Below are 24,054 nucleotides of genomic sequence, written 5' to 3' on the forward strand. Positions count from 1 at the left end.
TGAGGACTTTATACTTCCCAGCCAGATTTCAGGAAGGGTGCGGCCTGCAGGGCTTAATAAGCACCATTTGGCCTTAGGGCTTCTTCCAAAAGCTAACTGCCAGAAAGGTACAAGTTGTTTGTGTTAATCAATAAGCTTGCTTAAGCTAATCGCTGGATTCTAGGAGATTTCAAAAGAGTCCATAACTATTATTATGTTAAATAATACAATTTAAACAAAGTATATTTGATCTTTTATTTCTATCTAGCCCAATTTTATAATAAGAGGTCTGATCATATAATTTTAGTTTAATGTTTAATGGGGTGCACGACAAACTTCCTCTAAGCAGCTATTTTTAGTGGGCTTTGTCGTCCTCTGATTACGTCAACAACTGTGTCCCATTTTGCACGATTCTTAGTCACCCTGAGTTGGAGCATGGCACGTGCACCCTTAATCGACCATCGCTGTCCTGATAACTTCATTCTTTTTTGTATCACATTTCGGTGCGCCGACTCAATGGCACCACTGCCGATGAAAACCCCGTTTTTTCTCAATGTCCCATAGTACATCCTATGTAAGTTTTTCAAGTAATATTCCTTTAGCCTTTTCAGCATGGAAAGGCTTTCTGGAACCACCCTTTCGGCCAGCCAATCCATATGACGTGTAAGTGCCTCCACCCGGTCAGTGAGCAGATAGTTCTCCACACCACCTATCCAGTTATCATAGTCCTTTTTGTCCAGAAAAGCCACCTTGGCGAAATCATGGGCATATCCCATAGCATGGAAGTAATCCAGTACTTGGACGGCATTAGGATAATTCTCTTTCACCCATTTCCAGATCCAAGGTGCGCCATCGGCAATAAAAATCGGATGCTCTACTTTTGGGACGAGTACTTGTAGTCTTGGAAGGAATTCATCTGAACTGCCCAGGTGTGCCACATATTCCGATTCCCCAATATCTAACTGCGGACCTTCCAAGGCTTCTTTGATAGGAACGCTGAACACCCTGCCCAGCTTTATCTCCTTCCACTTTTCCTCCCTTGTGAATATCATCGAACCATCCATTTCGACATAATGATAGTGGGTCGAAACGATATCGGTACATGTTTTTTCCTGTGACTTGGTCTTCTTCAAAACTTGCTCATCTTCAATTATCTGACCTATACGCTCGCTGACACGCTCTACCTGTTTAGCACTCACCTTGATACCCAATAACTTGTCAAGGGTCTCACTGGCCTGCCCGAATACATAGTCGCTACCCAAAAATACCATCAGTTCTTGTAGATAGGCACTTATCCTGAAGCCATGGGGACAAACCGCTAAGGGATGTTGTTTGTCGAGTACTAATGTACCTAGACTGGTCCTTACTTTTTTTTGATGTTCTTTTTGTAATGGCCATCACCAAGACCATCCTGAAGAACCTCCCTGCCCAGTTTGAGCCAAAGTTCTACAAATGTTTTTTCATATTCGTAAAAGTCGGTCTGACCTTTTTGAGACTCTTTCGCGGCTGCAAGCCATGCCTTGAGTTCATTGGCTATTTTCTGGGTAATGGCATCTTCTTTCATCGTAAGGATTCTTTTGGTTTGTACTATGACAAGATACTCATTATCTCAGATAATTCAACGATGATAGGTCAACTTGGGAAGTTTGTCGTGCACCCGTTTAATGATACTCGGCAAACTTACCCCAAGCTAAGTTAGTGTACAGGCTACCAATAACCTATCAAAAATCTTGTTACCAAAATAAGTCCTGTTCAATTTATAGCAGAACTCGTCCAGATAATTTTGTAGATATTCAGGTCTTACATGATGATAGATACCCTGCAATACTTTTTTGGCATTACCTATTGCCGTATGTACCCAAGGCAACTTGATATTTGCTTCCTTTGAGGATATCTTCTCTGTCCGCATCTCCTTGAACTCTTCTTGCAAGGCACGATATGCGATTTATGTAAAGCATTATGTAAAAAGCAATGATATTCCATGCGTTAGCACATAATCACTTTACATAAAAAATATTAGAACTTCTTCAACCAACTAACCAAGTTCTCATTATTTTCCCATAAAGGTTCTTCATCTGGATGTAAGTTGACATATGCAGCTTCTAATGCCTGTCTTTTTTGCTTAGAATCTGCTCGCGCATAAATCTCGGTAGTCTGTACACTGACATGACCTAGTATATCACGGATATAAATCAAGTTAACTCCAGCTTGAAGTAAATGCATCGCCTTAGAGTGTCGTAATGAGTGGCAACTCATGTTATTGGGGATGAGTAAACTATTTTCTTTACGTGCCATATTCATGTATTTTTTGACTAGATAATTAATCCCTGCTCGTGTAAACTTTTCTTTTCTATGATTATAAAAAAGTGGATATGTATTAAAAGCAGGGTTATCCAAACCAGACTCTCTCATATACTGTTTTAGATGAATGGTTTGTGCTTCTAACATAGGAACCAAACGAGCTTTATTTCCTTTACCTATGATCTTTATCGTCGCTGGTGATCCTAGATGTAACATAGAAGGAGATAAATCAATTAATTCTTGTACTCGGGCACCGGTATCATACATCAATGAAAGAAGTGCTAAGTCACGTCTTCCTTTTTTAGTATGAATATTGGGTTGCTTTAATAAGAGCTTTATCCCTTCTATTGTGAGGTAATTTACAGCAGGCTGTTTAGTGGACTTAAAGTGTATTGATAAGATTTTCTGACAAGGATATAAATGTGCTAAATCTTCATACTGAAGAAATTTATAAAAAGCATGAATAGCAGCTAGGCGTGCATTTTGAGTACTATTACTACATTTTCGTTCTTTTTCAAGCCAAGAAAGAAAGTGAATAATAGTCTTTTTTGTAATATGCTCTAGCATGAGTTTTTCCACCTTTATTGATCTAGTAGTTTCAATAAATTCAATCAGTAATACGAATGTATCTCTGTAAGCAGCTATCGTATTTGGACTGGCACGTCTTTGATTGGGTAGGTATCTGGATATAAAATCAGAGATATACCTAGAGAAGTCAGTTACTTTCTTCATGTGTTTTAAATTTTGGAAACACATCAAAACAGAATGTATTTATTTCCTTCATCAGATCTGGAAACATGGCAGTAGTAAGCCTTACATAATGCTCTGTTGCACCTAGAGATTGATGACCTAAATAATTAGATAAAATAGGAAGTCCTACATACATATCTATTCCTGCTTCAACCATACTTACCAGTGCATTTACAGCAAAAGTATGACGCAAGTCGTGTACTCTTGGCCCATGATGTCTACCTACATAAGGAATTCCTGCCTCATATAAGCAAGCTCTAAACCAATTATAGCTACTACCTTTGGCACACTTATTACCATTAAGTGATATAAAAAAATGCTTAGGTGTTGAGTTTAATGGAAGTTTGTTCCGGTAGTATAAATATTGTTGACAAACAGCTATTAATGATGGTGCAATTGGTATAATCCGGTCTTTTCCATTTTTACAATCCGTTATCTTCAAATATGCAGCTTCTAGATTTACATCCTCATCTGTTAAAGCTAAAGCCTCATTAATTCTGATACCTGTAGCAAACAATACTCTCAACAAAGTAGGAAAGCTAAAAATACTTGAATCCATTTTTCGAACACGAAGTCTTAAATTATCAGATGCTTGAAAGAGTGCCTCCATCTCTTTTGCTGAATATATATAAGGAACAAAAGTGCTAGTAGGAAATTTAGGCAGTTTTGGAATATACGAGTCAACTCCTAATTGACATAAATAATCAGAAAATTGTATTAGATGCCTGACACGGTTATAATGATACTGACTAGATTCATTCTCCCGCTTTTGTGACCATTTATTTGCAAATGCTTTGGTAATGCCAATAGTAGACTCCCTTCTACTATAAGCAAGCTCATCAATATAAAGATATAAGAGTGTAGATGTTCTATATTTGAACCCTAGCTTTTTCTTTAAATCAATATACTCCTTTAGATGATTTGCATAGATACTTTTAAAGACTCTTTTCATAAAACAGCTCGTGTTTTTGTAAATAAAAATCAGTGGATACGATGGGAACCTCCAACATGCACTGTCTCATTGAATGGAGATCTATTCTTAGGTAATATTTAGTTGACTCAGTATTTTTATGACCTAAGACTTCAGTAATCACTGGTAAGGCAGTTTGTGCATTTAGCATACTGAAACTTAGAGAATGTCTCAATGCGTGTGGCCCAAACCTTCTGTTTTTAGTGTTAATCCCAGCCCTTAAAAATGCTCTTTGCACTACATGTGTCACTACATTACTACTGTTAAGTCGACCACATGGTGGACGTTCAGTTAAAAACACATAGGATATTTTATTTTTTGGGCGTCCGAATTTCAGATAATCAATCAGTGCATTGCCTACATCTGCTAATAAAGGTAAAGTCAACTCTTTTCCAGTTTTATATTGCTTGATGTTCAAAATGCTACTTTCCCATTGAATTTGATCAAACTATATCTGATGCTCTTAACCCCAGCCTTGCTGCTAGTAAGATCATGGCATAATTACGTTTTCCAACAGGACTGCTTCTATCAATAGATTGTAATAGTTTTTCAATTTCTTCAGGATTATAGGTTGAAGGAAGTTTAGGCTGCCTAATAGTTTTATACTTAGGAATCTTTAGTGCATAATTAATACTAGTAAGATTTTGCTCATACACATACTGCATAAAACTACGAAGTGTTGAAATGATAGTATATATTGGATTTGGTTTAGTTACATCTATCCAATTAATATATTCTAGTATGAATGCTATATCAACTTCTTTTAAAGAAGTAATGTGCTGTTTACTACAAAAGCTCTGAAAAGAAAATAGATTCCTCCTGTAACAGTTCAAACGGATTTTTGATAATCTGGCTTTATGAATTTTAAAATGAAGAAAACTGTTAATTACCTCCCCAATCGGCCCATCAAATATAAGTGGTGCTTTTTTGGGAGCCATACTCAGTACTATACTTCCATACAATTGAAACTCCAGCAATTTATTTGCTGCACAAATAAAGGCCTTTTCATATCTAGTTAATGATGAGTAAGCACGATTACCAAACTTAAGTTGTATTATTAGATTCACATTGTGCTTATCAAAATAGCTGATATTATTTTCAAGCATCAATTTTTTTATCTGCATAAAATGGTACTGAATAGATACAGTGGTTTTCTCCGAGTAAGAAAGCCGTTTAAGCATGAACGTACTTGTTTTTGCAGAAAGATTATCAAAATCTTCAATTGGTGTTTTCATATTTAGTCAATTTAATACGTGAATAATCACAGTATTAAACAGATTAAAACCTGAATCCCCCACCAAATGTTATGTAAACAAATGAAATATTTATCATCTGAATATCAGCAACTTACAATAAACTGTTTACATAATTAATCTCTTTACATAATTGCCACAACCATTCCAACAGAGCATAAAAACTATACACTTATGCATGATCCACTATATAGAATGAATATCGCTCGCCAAAATATTGGCTACAATCAACCTGCACATACTGGTTATTTCTTTGCAGATGGTGCTCCTACTCCAAACATTACTACAATAGCAGCAAATTCTAATGTTATTCAAGAAAATGAGAATGGATTTTGTTTTTTAATCGGTGATATTGATTCTGACCAAACAGGATATAGTGGAGCAGGTTATGCTAATACAATAAATTTTATAGGCAGTAGTATTACTTGGTCTGTTTCGGTGGAAGATGCTGGTACTTACGACCTTAATTGGCGTTTTGCCAATGGTTCTAATAAAGATCGGAAAGGAATTGTACTTATCAATGGTCATAAGCAGAATGGTCTAATTAGTTTTCCTTCAACCAATGATTGAATAGCTGGCAAACTACTTTTACATCAGTAGAGCTAAAAACAGGTACAAATACCATATCTCTAATAGCAAAAACATTTGATGGACTAGCCAATATAGATTATTTAGAAATTGCTGGTGGAAACATGCAAGGTATCGACTGTTGTATATTACCCAAAAAACAGGCTCAAGTTTCAGAAGGCTCTTCATTTAAAGTGTATCCTAATCCGAGCAATGGTATTTTTAACTTAGAACTAACAAATAATACTACACAAGGCTCCTACAAAGTATTCTCTTTTGATGGAATACCTAAGTTGTCTGGTGATTTATCAGAAATAAATACAGAAATTAAAGCCAGTTCTCTTAGTTCAGGATTATATATCGTAAAAGTTTATATTGATGAAAACATTATGTCTAAATCAATTCTAATTAAATAATCTATAATTTTTGTCCATGTATAATGATTTGTTATCTGCATTTATAGCAAATCATTATACACTTAATCTATCAACTAAATGAAAAACATACTTCTTCTAACGATCTCGCTTTTATGTATAGTTTCTATCGATGTAGCATCACAAAATATTGAAAAAGATAATTCACCAATTGTAGTACTTTGTTTTGATGATGCTGAAATTAGTCATTATTCAATAGTAGCTCCACTTCTACAAAAGTATGGCTACAATGCCACTTTTTTTGTTTGTGAAATGCCTAGAAAAACTCCCGCTGATTCTGTGTATTATATGAATTGGGAGCAAATAGCAGAATTACACAAAATGGGATTCGAAATTGGTAATCATACTGGCCATCATAAAAATATGACTAAACTTTCGCGAGAAGGAATGAAAGAAGAGGTTGAATATGTTGAAAAAAAATGTTTGGAATATGGCATTCCTAAACCTATCTCATTCGCATATCCCGGTAATCGGTACGATTCTCTTTCTCAAGTTGTTCTAAATGAATTGGGGTATTTGTACGCCCGCCAAGGAGGAAGCAATTATTATAAACAAAAAGAAGATAAACTTTTAGCTCTGCCAAGTTTTACAATGGGCTCTACTGAAAAACTAAAAGATCGTACATTAAATGCATTTAAAAATTTACCCAAAAACCAAGTGCTATTATTCACCATTCACGGAGTACCAGATATTGCCCATCCAGGATACACTACCTCAGAAGGATTTTTTGAAGAAATTTTGCAGTATATGAAAGAAAATCAATTTAAAGTGATTGCTATGAAAGATCTAAAAAAAACCATAAACCTTGAATAAGGTATTTGGGGGATTTTTTTACGTGCTAAAATGTCTTGTGGCAAAAAAGGTTTAGCCAAGAATTAGTTTAAACAAAAGGTTTGTCTGTCGATAAAAGTTGTACTTTTTCAATAGCGATAATATTGTATTTTCTCTAAATCAATCTCTTTTTTCCTTTTCTTTCTCAGTTCCCAATCTACTTTTTTCGAGCGTTTTTTCACTTTTAAATCATACTGGTGAACTTGTTCTGGTGTTTTAAAATCTAAGCCGGGTGCCGGAGCACTCCAGTGTAACCTGCAATCACTGTAGACCCATATAATCTGGGATAATTGCCGTTTACCTGATGCTAAACCCATTATTCCTCGACCTTCTAAAAATTCATTTTTAATCGTATTATTCATTCGTTCTGCCAATGCGTTATCGTATGGATTACCACTTTGGGTCATACTAACTTTAGCTTTGTGCTTTTTTAATAGCTTGATATATGCTTTGCTGCAATATTGAATACCTTGCAGGCGCCCACGATCCGAATGATGGATCAATTCTCGGTCTGGATATTTCCTGTTTTTATAGCCATCTTCAATGCTTCTAGTGGACCTTCTAAACATAAGTCATTTCTTAGTGACCACCCTACTATTTTTCTTGAATAAGTCCGGTCTGGAGGACATCTGTGATCAAACTCAGATAACTAAAGCCATGATTACTCCTTACATAAGTGATATCACTTAACCAAACTTGTTCTGACTCTGTTACTTTTACATCTTTTACTAAATTTTTATAAATCCGAAAGGCATGGCCAGAAAAGGTAGTTTTAGCTATTTTTCTTCTGTGTGGCTTTAGTAAACCATGTTTTTTAAGTAAACTTCTCAGCTTCTTTTCTCCCAGTTTAATCTTATGACTCTGTAAAAAACCTCGTAATTGACGGTGCAATTTTACACAACCAATTTGTAGTTGTAATTGCCTGATTTTATCTATTTCTTCTAAGACTAACTCTGCCTACACCATACAATGGATATTCATGAATTATTTCAACTGACGTTTTATACCACGAGGTGGCCTCCAGAATTATTTGCGGCTGCAAGCTTTATGGGAATGCCTAATTCTCTCTCAGCTATTTCTACCATCTTTTTCCACACTTTTGATTCCAATTCAGCATCCTGCAATTTGCCTTGTAACAATTTTAGTTCTGCTTCCAGTTGCTTTACTCTGGCTTTATCACTTTTTAAGTTGGTCTGTTTCATGGGTGCAAAAGTTTTTTCTAACTGAAAATGAGTCTTTCTATTCAATTGTCTTAATTCATTCATAGAAATTTCACTTTTGACGTAGAAAACATCCCTAATCGATATGATACTACTGCGGATTCTAAACTTAATGGATTTAATTTTGACTTTCCGGGGATAAATAATTTACGACATGTATTAAAGAATATCACGAATAGAATATTAAGGAGAAAAATGGTTGCCAAGTATTAGCTTAAGGTTGCGACACCTAACAAAGCGATACCAATGACAACCGATACTAAACTTAGAGCATTAACCAGTCTGAACCAAGTAGAATACAGAAAGATTTTAAATATTTTTTCTCAACAGGTCAGCCAAAAATGTAGTGTAATGACACTTAAAGGAAAGCGTAGGGTTTATCGATCATATAAAGAACATATTAATAGTAGCCTTTACGGCAGTAGAGCCAAGCTTGATTTTATCTTGATGTACTTGAAAGAGAACCCTAATCAAGCTTATCATGGAGCCTGTTTTGGTATGGCACAGAGTAAGGTAAGCGAGTGGATCAGGTTCTTACTTCCCGTATTGGAGGAGACCTTGCATCGTTTGGGATACATGCCCGAATCAATGAATAATTTTCAAGCTAATGAATCCTTTGATTACCTACTAATAGATGTTACAGAGCGCATAGTTCCTCGTCGTTGTGATATAGAAGGGCAAAGGGAAGAATATAGTGGCCGCCGTGGAACGGAAAGAAAAAATTACATACAGCTAAACACTTGGCTATTAGTGATTCAAATGGTTATATCCACTATTTGACTTATTCTTATCAAGGCAGTATACATGATAAAGTAATCTGGAATGATTTGAATATAACAACAACACCTATTAATATGTTAGCGGATTTAGGATTTCAAGGAGCACAACATGATCATCCCAACATCATACTCCCATACAAAACACCAAGAAATGGAAAGTTGACAGACTTGCAAAAGCAAATCAATCAGGTCATCAGTAGTTTGAGAGTACGTATCGAGCATGCTTTTGCTGGTGTAAAACGGTTAAAAATCATCCGTAATAAAATTAGATTGAGAACCGAAGATGTTAGGGATTCAGTGATGATGATTGCTACTGCATTACACAATTTGAGAGTAGATTTTAGAAGTGCTTTAATAAATCATTCGTGATAATATTTATTTATGCGAATCAATTGTTAAAACCCAATTAGCATCATAATAGCAGCAGCAGCTTTGCCAAAAACATGTACATTGAGCCCTTTTGTGGACCGTACTTTTGAGGCATTCTGGATATTTACCTTTTCAATCATCCATCTGAAGAAAGATTCTATCGGCTGCCTTACACTTGAGACAGCCTTCCCGTAAAGAACCCTAAATGCTTCATTAAACTGTCTTTCCCACTCCGATTCCCCCTTCTTCCGCTTTTCAGGACAAAATAACGCTGCATATTGCTTTTCCAGCTGATTGCCTACATCTTCAGCTGCATAAGCCTTGTCGCCGAATACCCTACACCCCCATAGATTCCCCACTATCTGTCTCATGCTCGGTAAGTCATGCGTTGATGCTGGCGTCAGCTCCATCCATATAGGCAGCGGCAATGTACCAGCCTGACTCATACCCATCCAATGCAACTTTAGTCCATAATAATAGAGGCTTTTGGAAGAAGAGTAGGTTTTGTCTGCCAATTCTGTGGCTACTTTGCCCCGCTTCTTGCCCTTGCAGAGCATAATAGGCATCGAATCGAGCAAAAAGTCTCTGCAGCTGAGCTCTTTCCTTGGATGTAGCCTCTCGGAAAGCAGCCCCAGTAGCAGAGGCAGTGCATCTGCAAGTCGATTCAGCCTGGCATTGAAGGCTTGGTAGCTTGGCAAGTCGGGAAACCAGTCCAGCCAGTATTTCTGGATATAGGAATGCATCTGCTTTATCTGGAACCTCTGCTCTTCCAGTATGGCAAAAAAATAGCAGGTGAGTATCTCAATATCAGTAAAATCACCCTTATTCCCATTATTACTGAAACGTTGGCAATGCCAGCGCAATTCAGTATTATAGCAGTCCTGAATGAAGCTGTAAAGCTTGATTAATTTTAGTTGAAGTTGCATTCTACTAAAATCAGCTTTACGCTTCTTTTTTCAAATTTTACTCTTGATTCGCATTATTTATTAAAAAATTCTCGAATACCAATTTTCAATTTTTATTTAAAAAGATGTTGCTATTGAGTTTTTGTTAATCAAATACCATCATTTAGAACTTCCTTTTCAAACATGCTTTTATTCTCCTTAGCCCATTCTTCGAGCATATTTATTGCCACAAATAATACTCCTGCTGAACCACGGAAAGTACCAGAACCCTCTGGTTTATTATCTACAGTATACCACTCATAAAAACCATCATTTTTTACAACTCTATCAGTCATTGGTTGGATTTGCTCATAGGCTTCTTCTATAAAACCATATCTAATAAGCTGTTGAATCATCCTTCCACCAAACCAAGTCCAGTCGCCACCATTTTGATAATTATATACCGGATTCATAATCTGATTTTCAAAATACCCTTCTGGATAAGGAGGATAAAGGGTAAGTCCGATTGAAGGAGCTCCTGCCTCTTTTACTCTTTTAACCATCTCATCGAGAGAAGCCTTTATTTCATCTTTACTAAGTAAGCCTGCTTCTATGGCAATGGCCGTACCTCCAAAATAATAGATTTCATTTTCATTAAAGTCATCTGGAAAAGGAGAATCTTCAAGATATATGTGTGGAATAAACTTCTGAGCTTCACCATCCCATAAATATGTGCGAACATTCTTTACAATTCTTTCTCGAATTGGAGCCCATTTAGTTTTTGTTTTTGGATCCATCTCCATCAGATTATCCAAGGCAATTATAAACATCGCATTGTCATAAATATCAATTGCTCGATGAGTATTTTCATCTAAATCTACACCCCAACCATGCTCAGGCTGCACATCTCCCCAATCTGCAGTGGTAGCTCCCCATATCAATCCATACTTTTGTGAGTAGCGATGGTTCATAAGAAAATCCATTGCGCCTATCATTCTTTCTGTTACAGTTTGAGTTCCTACCTGTTCATTTAAAATAGAAGTATCGCCCGTAACTTTAATGTATTTATAAACTGATTGAATCAAAGAAGTCTCTTGATCGGTTTCTACTGTATTCTTATGGCCAGCATAGCGAGGTTCCAATTCAAAATAGCTAAAATCTGTTTCTTCTTTGCTAATTAGCTCTGCAGGTGTAAAACCATCTATAATATTTCCATCTTCAGACTGCATATGGAAAAAGACGAGTAGATTTTCTCTAGCCAAACTATCTGGGTGTACTTCTGCTGCCAATTCTAAAAATGTATTATAATCTCTTATCCAAACTTCACGGTAACCATCTCCTGCATTAAATCCAGATGAAATTATATCAATCGCTTTATCTTTGACAAATTCAAAGTTTTTATTTTGTAAGATTTTATCTGCCAGCGGAGAACTTAACTCTGGCTTTTTAGAACTACACCCTAAAGCTATAAGGGCTAAAAATATGATTGTCAGATTTTTCATTTTATATGTCTTGGTGGTTCATCTATTGGTATACTTAAGTCCCCTTCTGATATAATGTAAATATAGAGAAAGTTTTTTAATGTTCATATGTTTAAACATATTAATGAAGGCCTTGTCTAATAAATAATTTAAGTGATTTAAATCTATTTGGAATATTTACTATCTATTGTTCAACTAAACAAAATAAAAGATTATCTATGTATTATTTGGTTTACTAAAAATCTTATTGTTTAATTGTTTAAACAAATTTAACTATGGATTTTAAACTAGATCAAAAAAGCCCGGTTCCTTTTCATGCTCAGATAGAACAATATCTCAGGGATTTAATAAAACAGGAAGAGTATCTTAGTGGAGAACGCCTTTTGCCTAAGGAAACTGCACTTTCCAAAAGCCTTGGTGTCTCCAGAAATACCATAAGACAAGCCATAAACAAACTGGTGCACGAAGGAATTATCGAAAGAAAAAAAGGAGTAGGTACCAGAGTAATTCAACAAAATATCTCAACCCGACTAGAAAATTGGATATCCTTTACCAAAGAGATGAAAAATAAAGGAATTGAGGTGGTAGATTATCTGGTGAAGCTGGATGCGGTTAAATCTGATGCAATTGTCAGTAATGCATTGTCCATAGAAGAAGGGAGGGAAGTATGGCGGTTGCAAAAGATAAGAGGGTCAAAAGATGCCAAATATTTGTATTCGGTTTCCTATTTTCATCCAAGAACGGGAATAAACGGGAAAGAGAATTTTAATCAACCTCTATATGAGTTGCTGGAAGAGGAACACCATGTCATCGTTGCAGTTTCAAAGGAAAAATTACAAGCAATAATGCCGAATGAAAATCTTTGCCAACTTCTGGAAATCGATGAAAAGAATCCTGTATTAAGGCGGGAGCGCATTGTTTGTGACAGAGGAGACCGGCCTGTGGAATATAATCTGGTCTATTATCAAACCAAATATTTTTCCTACGACATTACCATTAAAAGAGAATTTTAATGGAATGCATTGTTTTCAGTTCTTTGCTTAATTTAAATTTAAAATTCTAACATCGCGAACCTCAACCTTAAATTGGTAAAAGTTTATTCAACCGAAATCAAAATTATTCCTTTAACTAAATACAATCTATTTTTTGGAGTGCAAACACATATGCACCTAAAGAAACTGCCTTACTTGCCCCTAATTTGGAAAGCATTACTCCGGTTGTTTTTTGGGAAATATAAGGGACAGTTTTATCTGTTCCCGGCACAGGAATTTCAGTTCCTTTTACATTCAAAAACTCATTCAATTGTTCTTGCTGGGAAAGGTTGTAGGCCTTTGCCTGTAATCGGGGATAAGACTCTCCACTGAAAGATTGTAGATGGCTGTTTAATTCCTTCACAATGGAAGGAAGGATATATTTATAAGCTCCTGACAAACCTCCTCCAATTACAATAATTCCATCTACGATGGTGGCGACATGGCTTATGGCATCACCTGCCATTTCTCCAAGCTCCTGGAAAGCAGAAATTGCAGCTTCTGTATCCCCTACCAATTGCTCTTCGGCAATTTGATAAATTTCCTCCGCAGTCAAATTTGTCTGGTCTCCGGAAAGCTGTTTATAAACTCTTTTTGCAGCCCGCTTACTCACACTTTCTTCTATAAAATAATCAGGGTGTTTTTTATTTCGAAAAATCCATACATCACCGCCACATCCGTTGTCTCCTACCAGTAATTCGTTATTCACAACTATCCCTCCTCCAAAGCCGGTACCCAGGGTTAATCCAGCTATATTCCCGAATCTTTTAGGGTTTCCCTGTTTGGCAAGTAGCTGATTTATCTCTGGTAAGGCTCCTGCTAATGCTTCTCCCAGTGCAAATAAACTTCCATCATTATTGATGAATACCGGTATTTTAAATTCTTCCTGTAACATTGGTCCAAGTGCCACACCACCTCTGAAAGAAGGGAAATTTGGCAAATCCCCTATTATTCCATTAGTGTAATCTGCGGGCCCAGGAAAAGCAAAACTAATGGCCACAGGAGGACTACTCAGTTGTGCAAACACCTTATGAAAGCCCATTTTCAGACTATTCAAGCATTTCCTTAAATCGTTGGGAAAGGCTTTGAGACTTATTGGGGTAACAATCTCTTTATTCCCTTGAACTGCCGAAAAAACAAAGTTTGTCCCTCCGGCATCCAGTGTCATTACAATTCGCTCGTCATTATTATAAACCATTTTATGCTAACAAGTTTGATTGATCTATCTATCTTACATAGGCTTTGATTGTGGCTACTTCTTGCCCTTCGCTTTCACCATAAGGACGAATCATATACTCGCCAAGTTCTGCCGGAACAATAAAAGTTTCGGCATAGTGGACGATAAAAGGTGAAAATGCATGGGTAGGACTTTCTACCAGTACTTCCCTACCTTCAACCAGATTAAGCACATTTACAATTCCATCCGTATCATGTAGAACTGGTTTGGTAAACCAATGGCGCCTTGTTTCTATAAATTCCCTATTATGTAAACCGGTTTTTTCTTCTATCCATCCCTCTCCTTCATTCACTTTCTCAGCCTGATTGATTAATTCATTTTTGGCTACATCTGTATTTATACTATAATCAATTACCTTGGTGGCACGATCAATATTTATTGGCCGTGGTTTCCCATCCAATCCGAGTCTGCCCCAATCCCACATTTTAAAAGTGAAAATATAAGGCGTGGCACTAATTTCTAACACCATCGTATTTTTTCCTGAACAATGAACTGTTCCGGCAGGAATTAAAAAATGATCATGTTTTTTTACCGGAAAAGTATTTACAAATTTATCCGCATCGAAAGGAGGACCACTCTTTTGGGCTTCATTAAGTTGATCAATAAAATCCTCTGCATCACAATCTTTCTTTACACCCAGATAAATTTTTGTATCCTCTTTAGCATCCAGAATGTAATAACTTTCATCCTGTGTATAATGCATACCAAAGTTTTCCTGAATAAAACCTGTATCCGGATGGACCTGAAGGCTTAAATTTCCCCCGCCAATGGTATCCAGGAAATCGAAACGAATGGGAAATTCTTTTCCAAAACGGGCTTCAACTTTTGGCCCCAACAATTCCCGGCTTCTGAAAAACACCAAATCAATGGAAGGAACTTCAATGATTGTCTCCCCAATTTCGAATAATACACTGTTTTCTTCCGGTACACAATCAAAACACCAGGCATGATTGGGTTTGCCTTCCGTTTCCAAATCACATACTTCTTCCATCCAGTGTCCCCCCCAGGGTCCGGGATCAAAGAAAGGAACTACTCTAAAAGGTTGTTTCACGGCCTGGGTAAAGCATTTCTGCATGGTGACCATGTCCACAAGGTTGGGTGAATCAGGTTTGTTGGTATCCAAAAGGAAATCACATTGGGGTAACCATTCCTTTTTGAACTTATCACAAACCCGCCAGTCTACAAAGAATCCACGTTTGTACTGCAGATTTACCGGTTGATTCTTATTCTCAACCCCCAATCCATTCACCTCATTCCTTCGCTTCCGTAGTTGAATTTCCCACCGGGCCATATCGGCATATATTTTAATATCCGCATCTGGCAAACAAAGCAAGGCACCCGGTCCACAAACTACAGTTAACCCCTCATTACTTTGCTGAATTTCTTCCCGAACTGATTTAATTTTATCTTCATCCAAAAAGTCCTCTAAAGTCAATTTAGTAATATAACCAAAGATAGGATCATCGGTAATGTCTGGTTCGGTTAACCTGATTATTTCTTCTTCTGATTTAAAAAGGCTGGTTATGTCAAAAAAAGAAGTTTTATTGCCAAAAGCATTTTTTATTTCATTGGAATTAACCCCATGATAACACTCAATAGCTATTTTTAAGTTTCCCCCTTTTCCTTCTAAAAAAGTCAGAATTTTATCCCATCCGGAAATAACATTTCCCTCAACTTTGATGGATGGATATTTATCGTAATTTGATTTTATATTCATGGTTTTCTTCTGCATAAATTCTGAAATTTTATTTGCCTAAACCCCAATTCTTATTGGGTTCCGGTCCCATTTCTAATTCCAGTTTTCCACCTTTTAGCAATTCACTCGCTGAAAATTTAAAATCCTTAAGATTCTTTCCATTGAGTTTTGCGGACTGGACATACATATTGACTTTAGAAGTATTTTTGGCTTCGATAATGAATTTGCTTCCCCGGCCAAAACGATTCCCTAAATCAATCTCTATTTTCTCAAATAGCGGACTACCAATTTCGTAGACAGGATCAACCCTGCAACCTCCATCCGTCTGGAATAATCCCATGGAAGCCATTAAAAACCAGGCACTCATTTGCCCCTGATCTTCATCACCCAAATAGGCATTTGCAATTCCATAACCGTAATACCTTTCAATAATAGAGCGACTCCATTTTTGAGTTAACCAGGGCTTTTCCACCCAGTTAAACAGAAAAGCAAAATGCATAGACTGTTGATTTCCCTGCATCACCGGATAATCCCAATATTGATCTCTTAATCCATTGTAGCGAGTTTTATAACTTTCTGTAAAACCCCAGTCCAATCGCTCAATAAACCTGTCTTTTCCTATGGTTTCTGCCAAAGCGGGCACATCCTGTGGTACAAAATAAGTAAGCTGCCAGGCATTTCCTTCTACATAATGTTCATTTGCACCGGATTTATAAGGATCAAAATCTGCAAGCCATTGTCCTTTAGAATCTTTCATTCTGGCAAAGCCTGTTTCGGTATCCATTATATTTTTCCAGTAATTTCCTCTCTCATAAAAAGCAGTATAGTCTTCTTTCTTTCCCAGAGATTTGGCAAATTGAGATACCGTCCAGTCATCAAAAGAGTATTCAAGGGAATTGGAAAATCTACCTTTATCGTAAGGCACATATTTGTATTTCAAATAAGCCTCTAAATCCCGATTTCCTGCAAAGCCTCCTCCTACATTTGTAGCCGGTTCCGTTTGCATCTTTTTTACGGCTTCAAAAGCTTTGTCAACATCATAATCCCGGATACCCATTTGATAGGCTCCTACGATAAGCGGTATTTCATGTTCAGCCACCATCACCGGAATATATTCCATACCAGCTGGTCCTTTGGCCAGCCAACCAGCGGCATCATACATGGCTAATTCAGATTTTACCCAGTTGCTACTCCATTCTGGTGTAGCTAAATTCCAAAATTGGTTGAGATTCCAAAAGGTATTCCAGAAAGCATCACAACCTAATGCTGGCGATTGTGGATCATTAAGGGTTTGCAATTTTTCGTTAGGATCAATCCATTCTCCGTTTACATCACTAAATATATTTCTACTGCAAAGAGACCGATACATATTGCTGTAAAATCGCATTTTCTCACGCTGATCAGAACTCTCTATCTGAACCCGGTTAAACAGGTTATTCCAGGCATCCATCTGTCCATTCCGAACGGCTTCGAAATTCCATCCATAAGGTTTTGCAATTTCTTGTTCTAAATTTTCTTTCGCATTTTCTATGCTTACATAAGAAATAGAAGTGCGAAGCTGTACGATATTTTCCTTTTTGACATCAAACTCCACAATGGCTCCGGCATCTTTTAAATCTTTAGCTTTAAACTCATTTTTCTCCATCACCCCATTTTCAGTCCACACACTAAACTTAGAAATAGGTTGATCAAATTCTGCAACAAAATGCACAACATACTCCTGTGATACGCCTCCAGACCATGTATTTGGTGTTTCCTGTTTGCTGTATCCTTCAATGGAAGATTTGCCAGTTTGCTTAATGTATATTTCCTTTGAATTATAACTATATTCGGCAGGAATAATCAAATCCAGCAATACACGAGCATTTTCCCTGTCTTTTGGAAAAGTATACCGCTGGAATCCGCATCGGGTTGTGGCGGTTAATTCTGCTGTAATGTCGTAATCTGTCAGGTCAACCTTGTAATAGCCAAGAGGTGCTTCTTCTGTTGCTTTATCAATTCTGGAACGATAGCCACTATCAGGGTCTTTTTGATCTCCGGTGACGGTTTGAAGTGGTCCGTTGGTTGGCATGGTCAAAAGGCCGGACATGGTCCATTCATGAATGTGACTAAATCCTCCTACGGATTCAAATATAGGATCGTAACCTGCCTGCCAGCCTTCATTTTGGTTATCAGGACTGAGTTTAACCATTCCAAAAGGCATCCAGGGCCCAGGAGCAATCATCCATCTGGAGTGAGCACTTCCTATTTTTGTATCTACATAGGATGCTGGTGACGCCATTTTTTCGGGGAGTCTTACTATTTTACCCTTATCTATAATTTCCCCATCTACCATAATTGAATACTCACTTTTAGTTTTACTGGTTACGGCAGGCATCGGTACTTCAAATGTATACCTTCCCAACTCCACAGTTTCGGAAAACACATTTTTCCCATCCAGCATTACTTCCAGTTTGGGGCTTCCGGACAAATGCTCCACATCAACGAGAAGTGGCTGAGCATTGCCATCTTTACCTTTAATTTCATAATCGGCTGCCTTTGCTTCGCGTAAGAAAACCTTTTGGCTTTCTACTAATTTTGCATCATCGGCTCCTATTAAATTTATAAAGTCGAACATAAGCCAAGAACCTTCCAGAACAGTAAGGCAAACTTCATTTCCTCCCTTTTTCAAAATATCAGCAGAAAATAAAATTTCGATTAAATCACTTTCATCAATTCCAGATTTTCCATCGGGGTTCTCTTTCCCGGTACCTTTAGATACCCTGAATTTCCATGATTTCCCATTTACAGAAACCTTTAGCAGTGGAGGATTCTTTACATTGCAATCCAGTGTACCTATACTTAGTTTCCAATCTCCTTTTTTAGGAGCATCCTCCAAGCCAAACAAAATATTTAGCGTTTGCGTCCTCCATCCTGAGGTGTTCCAGGTTCCTCCCCAAGTATCACTTGGGCCGGGAATAACATAAGGCCAATTGGATTTTGCGGTTGAATTTCCTATCAAATAAAAACGATCCTCCCATCCGAAATCATTTTCAACAAAACTTTCGAAACCATCTGGTGCCAATGCAAATTCTGTTGCACTATTATCTTTTTTACCAATCTCCCAAATAATTTTGCTTTCTGGATTTTTGAACCCAACTGCCGCAATCAGCACTACTAAATGGAGGATGTATTTAATGAATTTATTCATTGAATTGTATTAATATATTCGTGATAAAAATGACAATATCTAATTCTGATTTATACTTCTGAAATTGATTAGAGACACAATGGTAATACCTCCCATAGCCATCAATAAAACCAAAAGACTGGCAGTTACGCTGAACATATCGGAAAGCCATCCCATAATGGGTGGAAGTACAGCACCACCAACCACAGCCATGATCATTAAACCTGAAATTTCATTTTTCCTGTCCGGAAATTTTTCCACGGCCAATGAAAAAACGAGGGGGAAAATATTCGCCAGGCTTATCCCGATCAGGAATATGACCACCAAAGCCATCCAGTCATTTGTACTGAAAATCAAACAAACCAATACCAGCATGCCTAAAATAGAAGTGACCAGGAAACATCTTTTTGATGAAAGTTTGGTAAGAATCAAAGTACCTGTAAAAGTTCCCAGCATTTTCCCAAAGAAATAGAGACTCCTCACGGATTCAGCCATGGTAGCTTCAGTAGAGAAACGGTCTAACAAATACTGCCCGGAAGTAGCATTGATGCCCACATCCAGCCCGACAATTGCGAAAATACAAGCCACCATCATGGCGATATAAGGATTTCCCAATAGCCTGAATGATGATTTGAATGTGGCTTTTTTCTCTGTATTGCTGCTTTCCTGAATATTAATGGACATCAACCAAATGATATTTACCAGAGCCAACAAGGCAAAAAGCAGAAAGGATACTTTCCAATTTCCAAACTGGAATGCAAACCACACCACCAAAGGTGCAGTGGCCATGGAGCCTATGGATTTTATAAACTGAGAAAAACTCAGAAAACTCGAGCGTTTGTTGGAAGGAACAACATCAACCAATAAGGGATTGGCTGAAACCTGAAGCACTGTGTTGCCAATTCCTATGAAAGCAAATCCAACCAAAATCATATGGTAAGTATTAAACAGAAAAGGAAATAAAAGGCCTAAAACCGTAACCACCATACCTATGGTTAACATTTTCCTGTTTCCAATTCTATCCTGAAAAATCCCGATTGGCACAGACAGTACAAAAAACCACAGGAAGACTACAAATGGAATTAGCTGGGCTTGTGTATTGCTTAAATCAAATTCTGTTTTGGCTCGGTCTACTCCAATTCCTACCAAATCGCTAAAACTCATAACGAAGAAAGAAAACAGTACCGGAGCAATTAGCTTTATGGATACTTTAGATTTATTCATCAAATCCTGATTTAATAATTGTAACCAATGCCTTTTTTCATTTTATACTTACTATTAACAATCAATATGTTCAAATGTATGAACATATTGATTAAAAGCAAAAAACTCTTCATGTTTTACTTAAAAGAAATACTTAAGAAAGTGTGATGTTTTTTTTAAGACTGTACTGTCTTCTGCGGATAGGCGTAGATATTACCCTCTTTTCATCTATTGTGAATTGTTTTATTTTTTTATCCAGTTGATAAACAAAAGAAACCGTCTTTTTACTCTCCATTTATGATAAATCTGACAAAGAAAGCATCTCAGATAAAGAACTAGCTGAACTTCTTGATGATATTGATGAGTAGCTTACGCATAAACAAAATCCCCAACATCCCTATAAACATTGGGGGTTTGTATATTTTAATCCAAGAAAGAATGAAATATTATAACCTATAATTTGGTGTGCAGTGTGAGGCTACACACCAGTGGAGACATTCTGAGAGTGTGAAGCATTTCATGTACTACATCAGATCCAAATTGTGGAACACTACCGACCAGTTTATTCTTTTTGGCTAAGAGTAGTGGGGCATTTTCTGATACTTTTGTAATGCAAACTATTCAAATCTAATGAATCTGAAGCCCATCTATAATTCAAACTGTCGCAATGAATTACAAATGTATCATCAAGCTTATCTAAATAGACTTTCCCTGTATAGTTTCTTACTTTTAAATGTTGCTTTTCGTAAGAAATATCATGTAATCCTATAAAATTATATTTTCTACTTATCAAAACTCCATATAATAAATTTTTGTCGTCGTATGTGATAGGCTTATATAAAAACCTCACTATGCTATCTTTCAAAGTTTTGTCATAAAATGATTGGTATTTCATTGACCAATAAGCATAGTCTTTATTGAAAAGAGTATCTCCCAATGACCGATTAAAATCAAAAAGAGTACATTCAAAATTATAATCAGAATTTACATCTAAATATATTTTTTTGATTTTTTCATTTTCTATAAAAAAATAAGAATTAATTAAATATTGCACATCCAGCTTGTAATAAGGAAAGTCAATGTAATATAAGCAATGGTTATTGTATAAAAACCCAGTAAAGTACATGACAAAACCATCTTTCATTGTAGATTTATTAATTGATATACAATTACAGCTAACATTTTGAGAATTACCACATCCCAAAGTAATAATAAATATTATCATGAAAAAAGAAGTAATATTACTTCCTATTAGGAATCTCAATATCCTTTTTATAGCTATCATACTTTTTTAAGAAGTTAATAATTTTTCGAATGGGTTCTTTTAGAATTTGGATCTACATCATCTATATAAACCCAATCTTGATTAGAGAGACTCGAAATGTAAACATCATATCTTGTATTATTCGCCTCAAATTCTTTCTTAAAACCTTCCATGAAATCCGATGCTTTTAATATCTCTACAACTAATTGAAACCCTAAATTATTTGTCGATTCATCAAAGTATACTTCCTCTAATCCATCTAAATCAACATACGCAATAGACTTGTTACCAGCGAATAAAAGAAAAATAGTCCCAAGTCAATATCTGATACTATCTAATTTTTTATTTTAAAATTTATAACGATTATTTAGGAATAGCCATTATTTATCTAAAAGGATATAAGCAATTTTAGGATTTTTCACATTATACATAACTGGATATAACCTATCTAGAATAATATCTCCTTTTTCAGTACCAAATTCTATAACCTGAGCTTTATGATATTCAATACCATTTACTTTATAATCAAATCCTATTATTTGCTGATTAGTAAAGTAATTATTTATATCCCAATTAATATCACCAAGAGAGTTGGTAGTTTCGAAAATACCCTCATTGATTACTGGTTCGTAGTAAATAGGTATCGCATCATTTTTATTATGAGGGTTATAGGCAATTTGAAACTGTTCCCCATTTTGAATGCTTGTATATGGTCTTGATTTTTTAAGGATGTATTTCAAACCATCAATTTCATATTCCATTTCAAGCTTGGTTCCTCCTTTGTAAATTACTGTACCTATTGTTCTACCATCGAGTTTGAGTATGTCTTCTTTACTTGTGCCTCCTGTTGAACACTTATACACTAAGAAAACTACTAAACAAAAAAAGGCGATAGTTGATAAGATATTTCTTAAATTGGTCATCATACTTACTAATTAACTCTCTTTTTAACTTGTTCACTGGCAGAGTTTGCCCCTATAGCTGATGTAGTATCGACTGACATATCAGTTATGCTTTCGGTAATCTGTTTATCCAGTTTAGCATTGGTTAGGTTTTGTGAAGCTTGATTTACTCTACTCATAGCTGCTTGATGATTGGCTGACCCTGGTTTGTATCTTTTTACCCCCCCTGGCCCTTTACCAGTTGCATCATTCAATGCATTTTGGGCTTTAGCAATATTTCCATCTGCTGCTTTTACCATCTTACCATTTACAACATCTCCCGCAACAGTTGCAACTCCTACATCAACCCAGTCTATATCTGTTAACTCTTTACCACTTATGGCATTGGTAACTACTTGGGTCAATACTTCCGTTGCTGCCCCAACTAAAGCGCCTATACACCAAGAACAATCCCCCTTCGGATCATTATACATCACAGGAGGATCAATCATAGGCAAATGGAATATCAGACTGAACGATAGATAAGCCTTTACTGTCAAAATCATTGTAGGTTACTCCTATGTAATTTCCTTTACGAATATCTATCTCTCTTTCTAATTTCTCCCCATTTTTTATCGCTATACTAAAAGTCCAGACTACTTTATTCTCTAACTTTTTTAAACTAAGTTGATAAGGGGCATCTATAGTATTGACTTGCTTATAAATCTTTTTTTTTCGGTAAGGTATTTTTGATTTAAAAGGGTAGAATTGGGTAATGAAATAATAATTCGAATCTCTTTTTGTGAAAAGTAAACTAAACCCAGTCTCTCCAGTACTAGCAGTTTCTAATTTCTGTCCCTCAAAAATTTGAGCTCCATTTACAAATAAACTTACCCTTTCACCTTCAAAATAGTCCTGAAAATCAACCCGTATAAAATCCTGAGCTTTTACATATGAATAATGTAGGAACAAAGTACCTAAAATAAGTATCCATTTATATCTAATGATATTTTTTTTCGACATATTTTTATTTTTCCATTCTATTCTTATTATTTCTCTGATTGTAGAAAACACCTAATTGCTCTCGGATTAACTCCATACTTGCATTTCCTCTTTTCTTAGATTGGAACATTAGGTTTTTTGCTCCATTTCTATTGAAGGTTTCTCTACTTATAAATCTTCCACTTTCTGTTGTCTCACTGATGTGTAGCGAGAGGCTACACGCCAGTGGATTCAATTAGGAGTCAATAAGTGAAATTTATAGTACTTTTATCATCTTTTTTAAAATCAACTTTTAGATTAGTAAGATCAAATTTGATACTTATCAAACTATCTAGATTTATCTGATTGATATCTGTATTTTTTACTGAATATATATCAAATGCAATTTTATCATCAATAGTAGATGCTGTTTTAAAGATTCCATTTTCTGGCATAATAACTATTGCTATGCCATTATTAATAGTGATCATCTTTTCATCGTTACATCCAAAGGTCATTTTGTAAGAATTATTCTTTTCGTCTTTTACAAATATTGCTAGATATTCAATTCTTGTTTGTTTTAAATAAATGAAGTAAAACCCAAGGCTTGATACAAAAATATAAAAAGCAACTATTAATAATTTTAGAGAAAAATCAATATTCTTTAGTATAAGATAATCGACGATTACAGCCAATAACAGAATTGTCAATGGAACCGTCGAATAAACCCAAGGTAAACCCAAATTATTCAACAATAAATAATATAATATTATT

Annotated in this window: 29 protein-coding genes; 6 read left to right on the forward strand and 23 right to left on the reverse strand. The window is 36.0% G+C overall.

Annotated elements, in window-relative coordinates; genetic code table 11:
- Positions 1 to 320 precede the first annotated feature (320 nt).
- From OQ292_RS34975 to OQ292_RS35000, 7 genes are all read right to left on the reverse strand, one after another.
- Entirely contained in the window at positions 321 to 1,241 is a 921-nt protein-coding gene (locus tag OQ292_RS34975; RefSeq protein ID WP_431733803.1) for a hypothetical protein, read from the reverse strand.
- A gap of 101 nt (positions 1,242 to 1,342) precedes the next feature.
- Positions 1,343 to 1,543, reverse strand: a complete 201-nt coding sequence (locus OQ292_RS34980) for a hypothetical protein (protein WP_284688802.1) — start codon at positions 1,541 to 1,543, stop codon at positions 1,343 to 1,345.
- A gap of 126 nt (positions 1,544 to 1,669) precedes the next feature.
- Positions 1,670 to 1,909, reverse strand: a complete 240-nt coding sequence (locus OQ292_RS34985; protein ID WP_431733804.1) for a transposase — start codon at positions 1,907 to 1,909, stop codon at positions 1,670 to 1,672.
- 86 nt (positions 1,910 to 1,995) lie between these two features.
- Positions 1,996 to 3,012, reverse strand: coding sequence for a site-specific integrase (locus OQ292_RS34990; RefSeq protein ID WP_284688803.1), 1,017 nt, complete (start codon positions 3,010 to 3,012; stop codon positions 1,996 to 1,998).
- Positions 2,996 to 3,982 carry a tyrosine-type recombinase/integrase gene (locus tag OQ292_RS34995; RefSeq protein ID WP_284688804.1) on the reverse strand — a complete coding sequence of 329 codons (987 nt, stop codon included), beginning with the start codon at positions 3,980 to 3,982 and terminating at the stop codon, positions 2,996 to 2,998. Before OQ292_RS34995 ends, OQ292_RS34990 begins: the two co-directional genes overlap by 17 nt.
- Entirely contained in the window at positions 3,966 to 4,418 is a 453-nt protein-coding gene (locus tag OQ292_RS41235; RefSeq protein WP_431733805.1) for a tyrosine-type recombinase/integrase, read from the reverse strand. Before OQ292_RS41235 ends, OQ292_RS34995 begins: the two co-directional genes overlap by 17 nt.
- 25 nt (positions 4,419 to 4,443) lie before the next feature.
- Positions 4,444 to 5,235, reverse strand: a complete 792-nt coding sequence (locus OQ292_RS35000) for a tyrosine-type recombinase/integrase (protein ID WP_284688805.1) — start codon at positions 5,233 to 5,235, stop codon at positions 4,444 to 4,446.
- A 192-nt stretch (positions 5,236 to 5,427) separates the two neighbouring features.
- On the opposite strand from OQ292_RS35000, the gene OQ292_RS35005 reads away from it, so the two are divergent.
- From OQ292_RS35005 to OQ292_RS35015, 3 genes are all read left to right on the forward strand, one after another.
- On the forward strand, positions 5,428 to 5,823 hold the full coding sequence (locus tag OQ292_RS35005; protein ID WP_284688806.1) for a rhamnogalacturonan lyase family protein: 396 nt from the start codon (positions 5,428 to 5,430) through the stop codon (positions 5,821 to 5,823).
- Positions 5,820 to 6,236 (forward strand): T9SS type A sorting domain-containing protein, encoded by a 417-nt coding sequence (locus OQ292_RS35010; RefSeq protein ID WP_284688807.1) that lies wholly within the window; start codon positions 5,820 to 5,822, stop codon positions 6,234 to 6,236. Before OQ292_RS35005 ends, OQ292_RS35010 begins: the two co-directional genes overlap by 4 nt.
- 78 nt (positions 6,237 to 6,314) lie before the next feature.
- Positions 6,315 to 7,067 carry a polysaccharide deacetylase family protein gene (locus OQ292_RS35015; RefSeq protein WP_284688808.1) on the forward strand — a complete coding sequence of 251 codons (753 nt, stop codon included), beginning with the start codon at positions 6,315 to 6,317 and terminating at the stop codon, positions 7,065 to 7,067.
- 107 nt (positions 7,068 to 7,174) lie between these two features.
- On the opposite strand, the gene OQ292_RS35020 is transcribed toward OQ292_RS35015, so the two are convergent.
- The 3 genes from OQ292_RS35020 to OQ292_RS35030 form a co-directional block, all read right to left on the reverse strand.
- Positions 7,175 to 7,654, reverse strand: a complete 480-nt coding sequence (locus OQ292_RS35020) for an integrase core domain-containing protein (RefSeq protein WP_284688809.1) — start codon at positions 7,652 to 7,654, stop codon at positions 7,175 to 7,177.
- Positions 7,655 to 7,679: 25 nt separating this feature from the next.
- Positions 7,680 to 7,976: a hypothetical protein gene (locus OQ292_RS35025; RefSeq protein ID WP_284688810.1), complete on the reverse strand. Its 297-nt coding sequence runs from the start codon at positions 7,974 to 7,976 to the stop codon at positions 7,680 to 7,682.
- 110 nt (positions 7,977 to 8,086) lie between these two features.
- Complete coding sequence (locus OQ292_RS35030) at positions 8,087 to 8,350, reverse strand: hypothetical protein (protein WP_284688811.1); 264 nt, start codon at positions 8,348 to 8,350, stop codon at positions 8,087 to 8,089.
- Positions 8,351 to 8,551: 201 nt separating this feature from the next.
- Here OQ292_RS35030 and OQ292_RS35035 point away from each other — a divergent pair, with 201 nt between their 5' ends.
- Together OQ292_RS35035 and OQ292_RS35040 are read left to right on the forward strand one after the other, a co-directional pair.
- Complete coding sequence (locus OQ292_RS35035) at positions 8,552 to 9,085, forward strand: transposase family protein (protein ID WP_284688812.1); 534 nt, start codon at positions 8,552 to 8,554, stop codon at positions 9,083 to 9,085.
- The gene (locus tag OQ292_RS35040) at positions 9,046 to 9,453 is read left to right on the forward strand and encodes a transposase family protein (protein WP_284688813.1); all 408 of its coding nucleotides are present in this window, start codon (positions 9,046 to 9,048) and stop codon (positions 9,451 to 9,453) included. The genes OQ292_RS35035 and OQ292_RS35040 overlap by 40 nt, the downstream gene beginning before the upstream one ends.
- A 26-nt stretch (positions 9,454 to 9,479) precedes the next feature.
- Here the strand turns inward: OQ292_RS35040 and OQ292_RS35045 are convergent, their stop codons facing one another.
- Together OQ292_RS35045 and OQ292_RS35050 are read right to left on the reverse strand one after the other, a co-directional pair.
- Entirely contained in the window at positions 9,480 to 10,379 is a 900-nt protein-coding gene (locus OQ292_RS35045) for a transposase (RefSeq protein ID WP_284688814.1), read from the reverse strand.
- Between the two features lie 128 nt (positions 10,380 to 10,507).
- Positions 10,508 to 11,839 (reverse strand): GH36-type glycosyl hydrolase domain-containing protein, encoded by a 1,332-nt coding sequence (locus OQ292_RS35050; RefSeq protein ID WP_284688815.1) that lies wholly within the window; start codon positions 11,837 to 11,839, stop codon positions 10,508 to 10,510.
- Positions 11,840 to 12,093: 254 nt separating this feature from the next.
- Here OQ292_RS35050 and OQ292_RS35055 point away from each other — a divergent pair, with 254 nt between their 5' ends.
- On the forward strand, positions 12,094 to 12,831 hold the full coding sequence (locus OQ292_RS35055; RefSeq protein WP_284688816.1) for a GntR family transcriptional regulator: 738 nt from the start codon (positions 12,094 to 12,096) through the stop codon (positions 12,829 to 12,831).
- A 115-nt stretch (positions 12,832 to 12,946) separates the two neighbouring features.
- Here the strand turns inward: OQ292_RS35055 and OQ292_RS35060 are convergent, their stop codons facing one another.
- The 11 genes from OQ292_RS35060 to OQ292_RS35110 form a co-directional block, all read right to left on the reverse strand.
- Positions 12,947 to 14,047, reverse strand: a complete 1,101-nt coding sequence (locus OQ292_RS35060; protein ID WP_284688817.1) for an ROK family protein — start codon at positions 14,045 to 14,047, stop codon at positions 12,947 to 12,949.
- A 28-nt stretch (positions 14,048 to 14,075) separates the two neighbouring features.
- Entirely contained in the window at positions 14,076 to 15,818 is a 1,743-nt protein-coding gene (locus OQ292_RS35065) for a class I mannose-6-phosphate isomerase (protein WP_284688818.1), read from the reverse strand.
- A gap of 13 nt (positions 15,819 to 15,831) precedes the next feature.
- Positions 15,832 to 18,972 carry a GH92 family glycosyl hydrolase gene (locus OQ292_RS35070; protein ID WP_284688819.1) on the reverse strand — a complete coding sequence of 1,047 codons (3,141 nt, stop codon included), beginning with the start codon at positions 18,970 to 18,972 and terminating at the stop codon, positions 15,832 to 15,834.
- Positions 18,973 to 19,011: 39 nt separating this feature from the next.
- Positions 19,012 to 20,175, reverse strand: a complete 1,164-nt coding sequence (locus OQ292_RS35075) for an MFS transporter (RefSeq protein ID WP_284688820.1) — start codon at positions 20,173 to 20,175, stop codon at positions 19,012 to 19,014.
- A gap of 541 nt (positions 20,176 to 20,716) precedes the next feature.
- Positions 20,717 to 21,298, reverse strand: coding sequence for a hypothetical protein (locus OQ292_RS35080; protein ID WP_284688821.1), 582 nt, complete (start codon positions 21,296 to 21,298; stop codon positions 20,717 to 20,719).
- A gap of 155 nt (positions 21,299 to 21,453) precedes the next feature.
- A complete protein-coding gene (locus tag OQ292_RS35085; protein WP_284688822.1) occupies positions 21,454 to 21,591 on the reverse strand; it encodes a hypothetical protein in 138 nt (45 codons plus the stop codon).
- 207 nt (positions 21,592 to 21,798) lie between these two features.
- A complete protein-coding gene (locus OQ292_RS35090) occupies positions 21,799 to 22,344 on the reverse strand; it encodes a hypothetical protein (protein WP_284688823.1) in 546 nt (181 codons plus the stop codon).
- A 5-nt stretch (positions 22,345 to 22,349) separates the two neighbouring features.
- Complete coding sequence (locus OQ292_RS35095) at positions 22,350 to 22,811, reverse strand: hypothetical protein (RefSeq protein ID WP_284688824.1); 462 nt, start codon at positions 22,809 to 22,811, stop codon at positions 22,350 to 22,352.
- Complete coding sequence (locus OQ292_RS35100; protein ID WP_284688825.1) at positions 22,804 to 23,322, reverse strand: hypothetical protein; 519 nt, start codon at positions 23,320 to 23,322, stop codon at positions 22,804 to 22,806. Before OQ292_RS35100 ends, OQ292_RS35095 begins: the two co-directional genes overlap by 8 nt.
- Positions 23,323 to 23,326: 4 nt before the next feature.
- On the reverse strand, positions 23,327 to 23,536 hold the full coding sequence (locus tag OQ292_RS35105) for a hypothetical protein (RefSeq protein ID WP_284688826.1): 210 nt from the start codon (positions 23,534 to 23,536) through the stop codon (positions 23,327 to 23,329).
- Between the two features lie 7 nt (positions 23,537 to 23,543).
- Positions 23,544 to 23,771, reverse strand: coding sequence for a hypothetical protein (locus OQ292_RS35110; protein ID WP_284688827.1), 228 nt, complete (start codon positions 23,769 to 23,771; stop codon positions 23,544 to 23,546).
- Positions 23,772 to 24,054 lie beyond the last annotated feature (283 nt).

The sequence above is a fragment of the Chondrinema litorale genome (genome assembly GCF_026250525.1).
GTDB classification, from domain to species: domain Bacteria; phylum Bacteroidota; class Bacteroidia; order Cytophagales; family Flammeovirgaceae; genus Chondrinema; species Chondrinema litorale.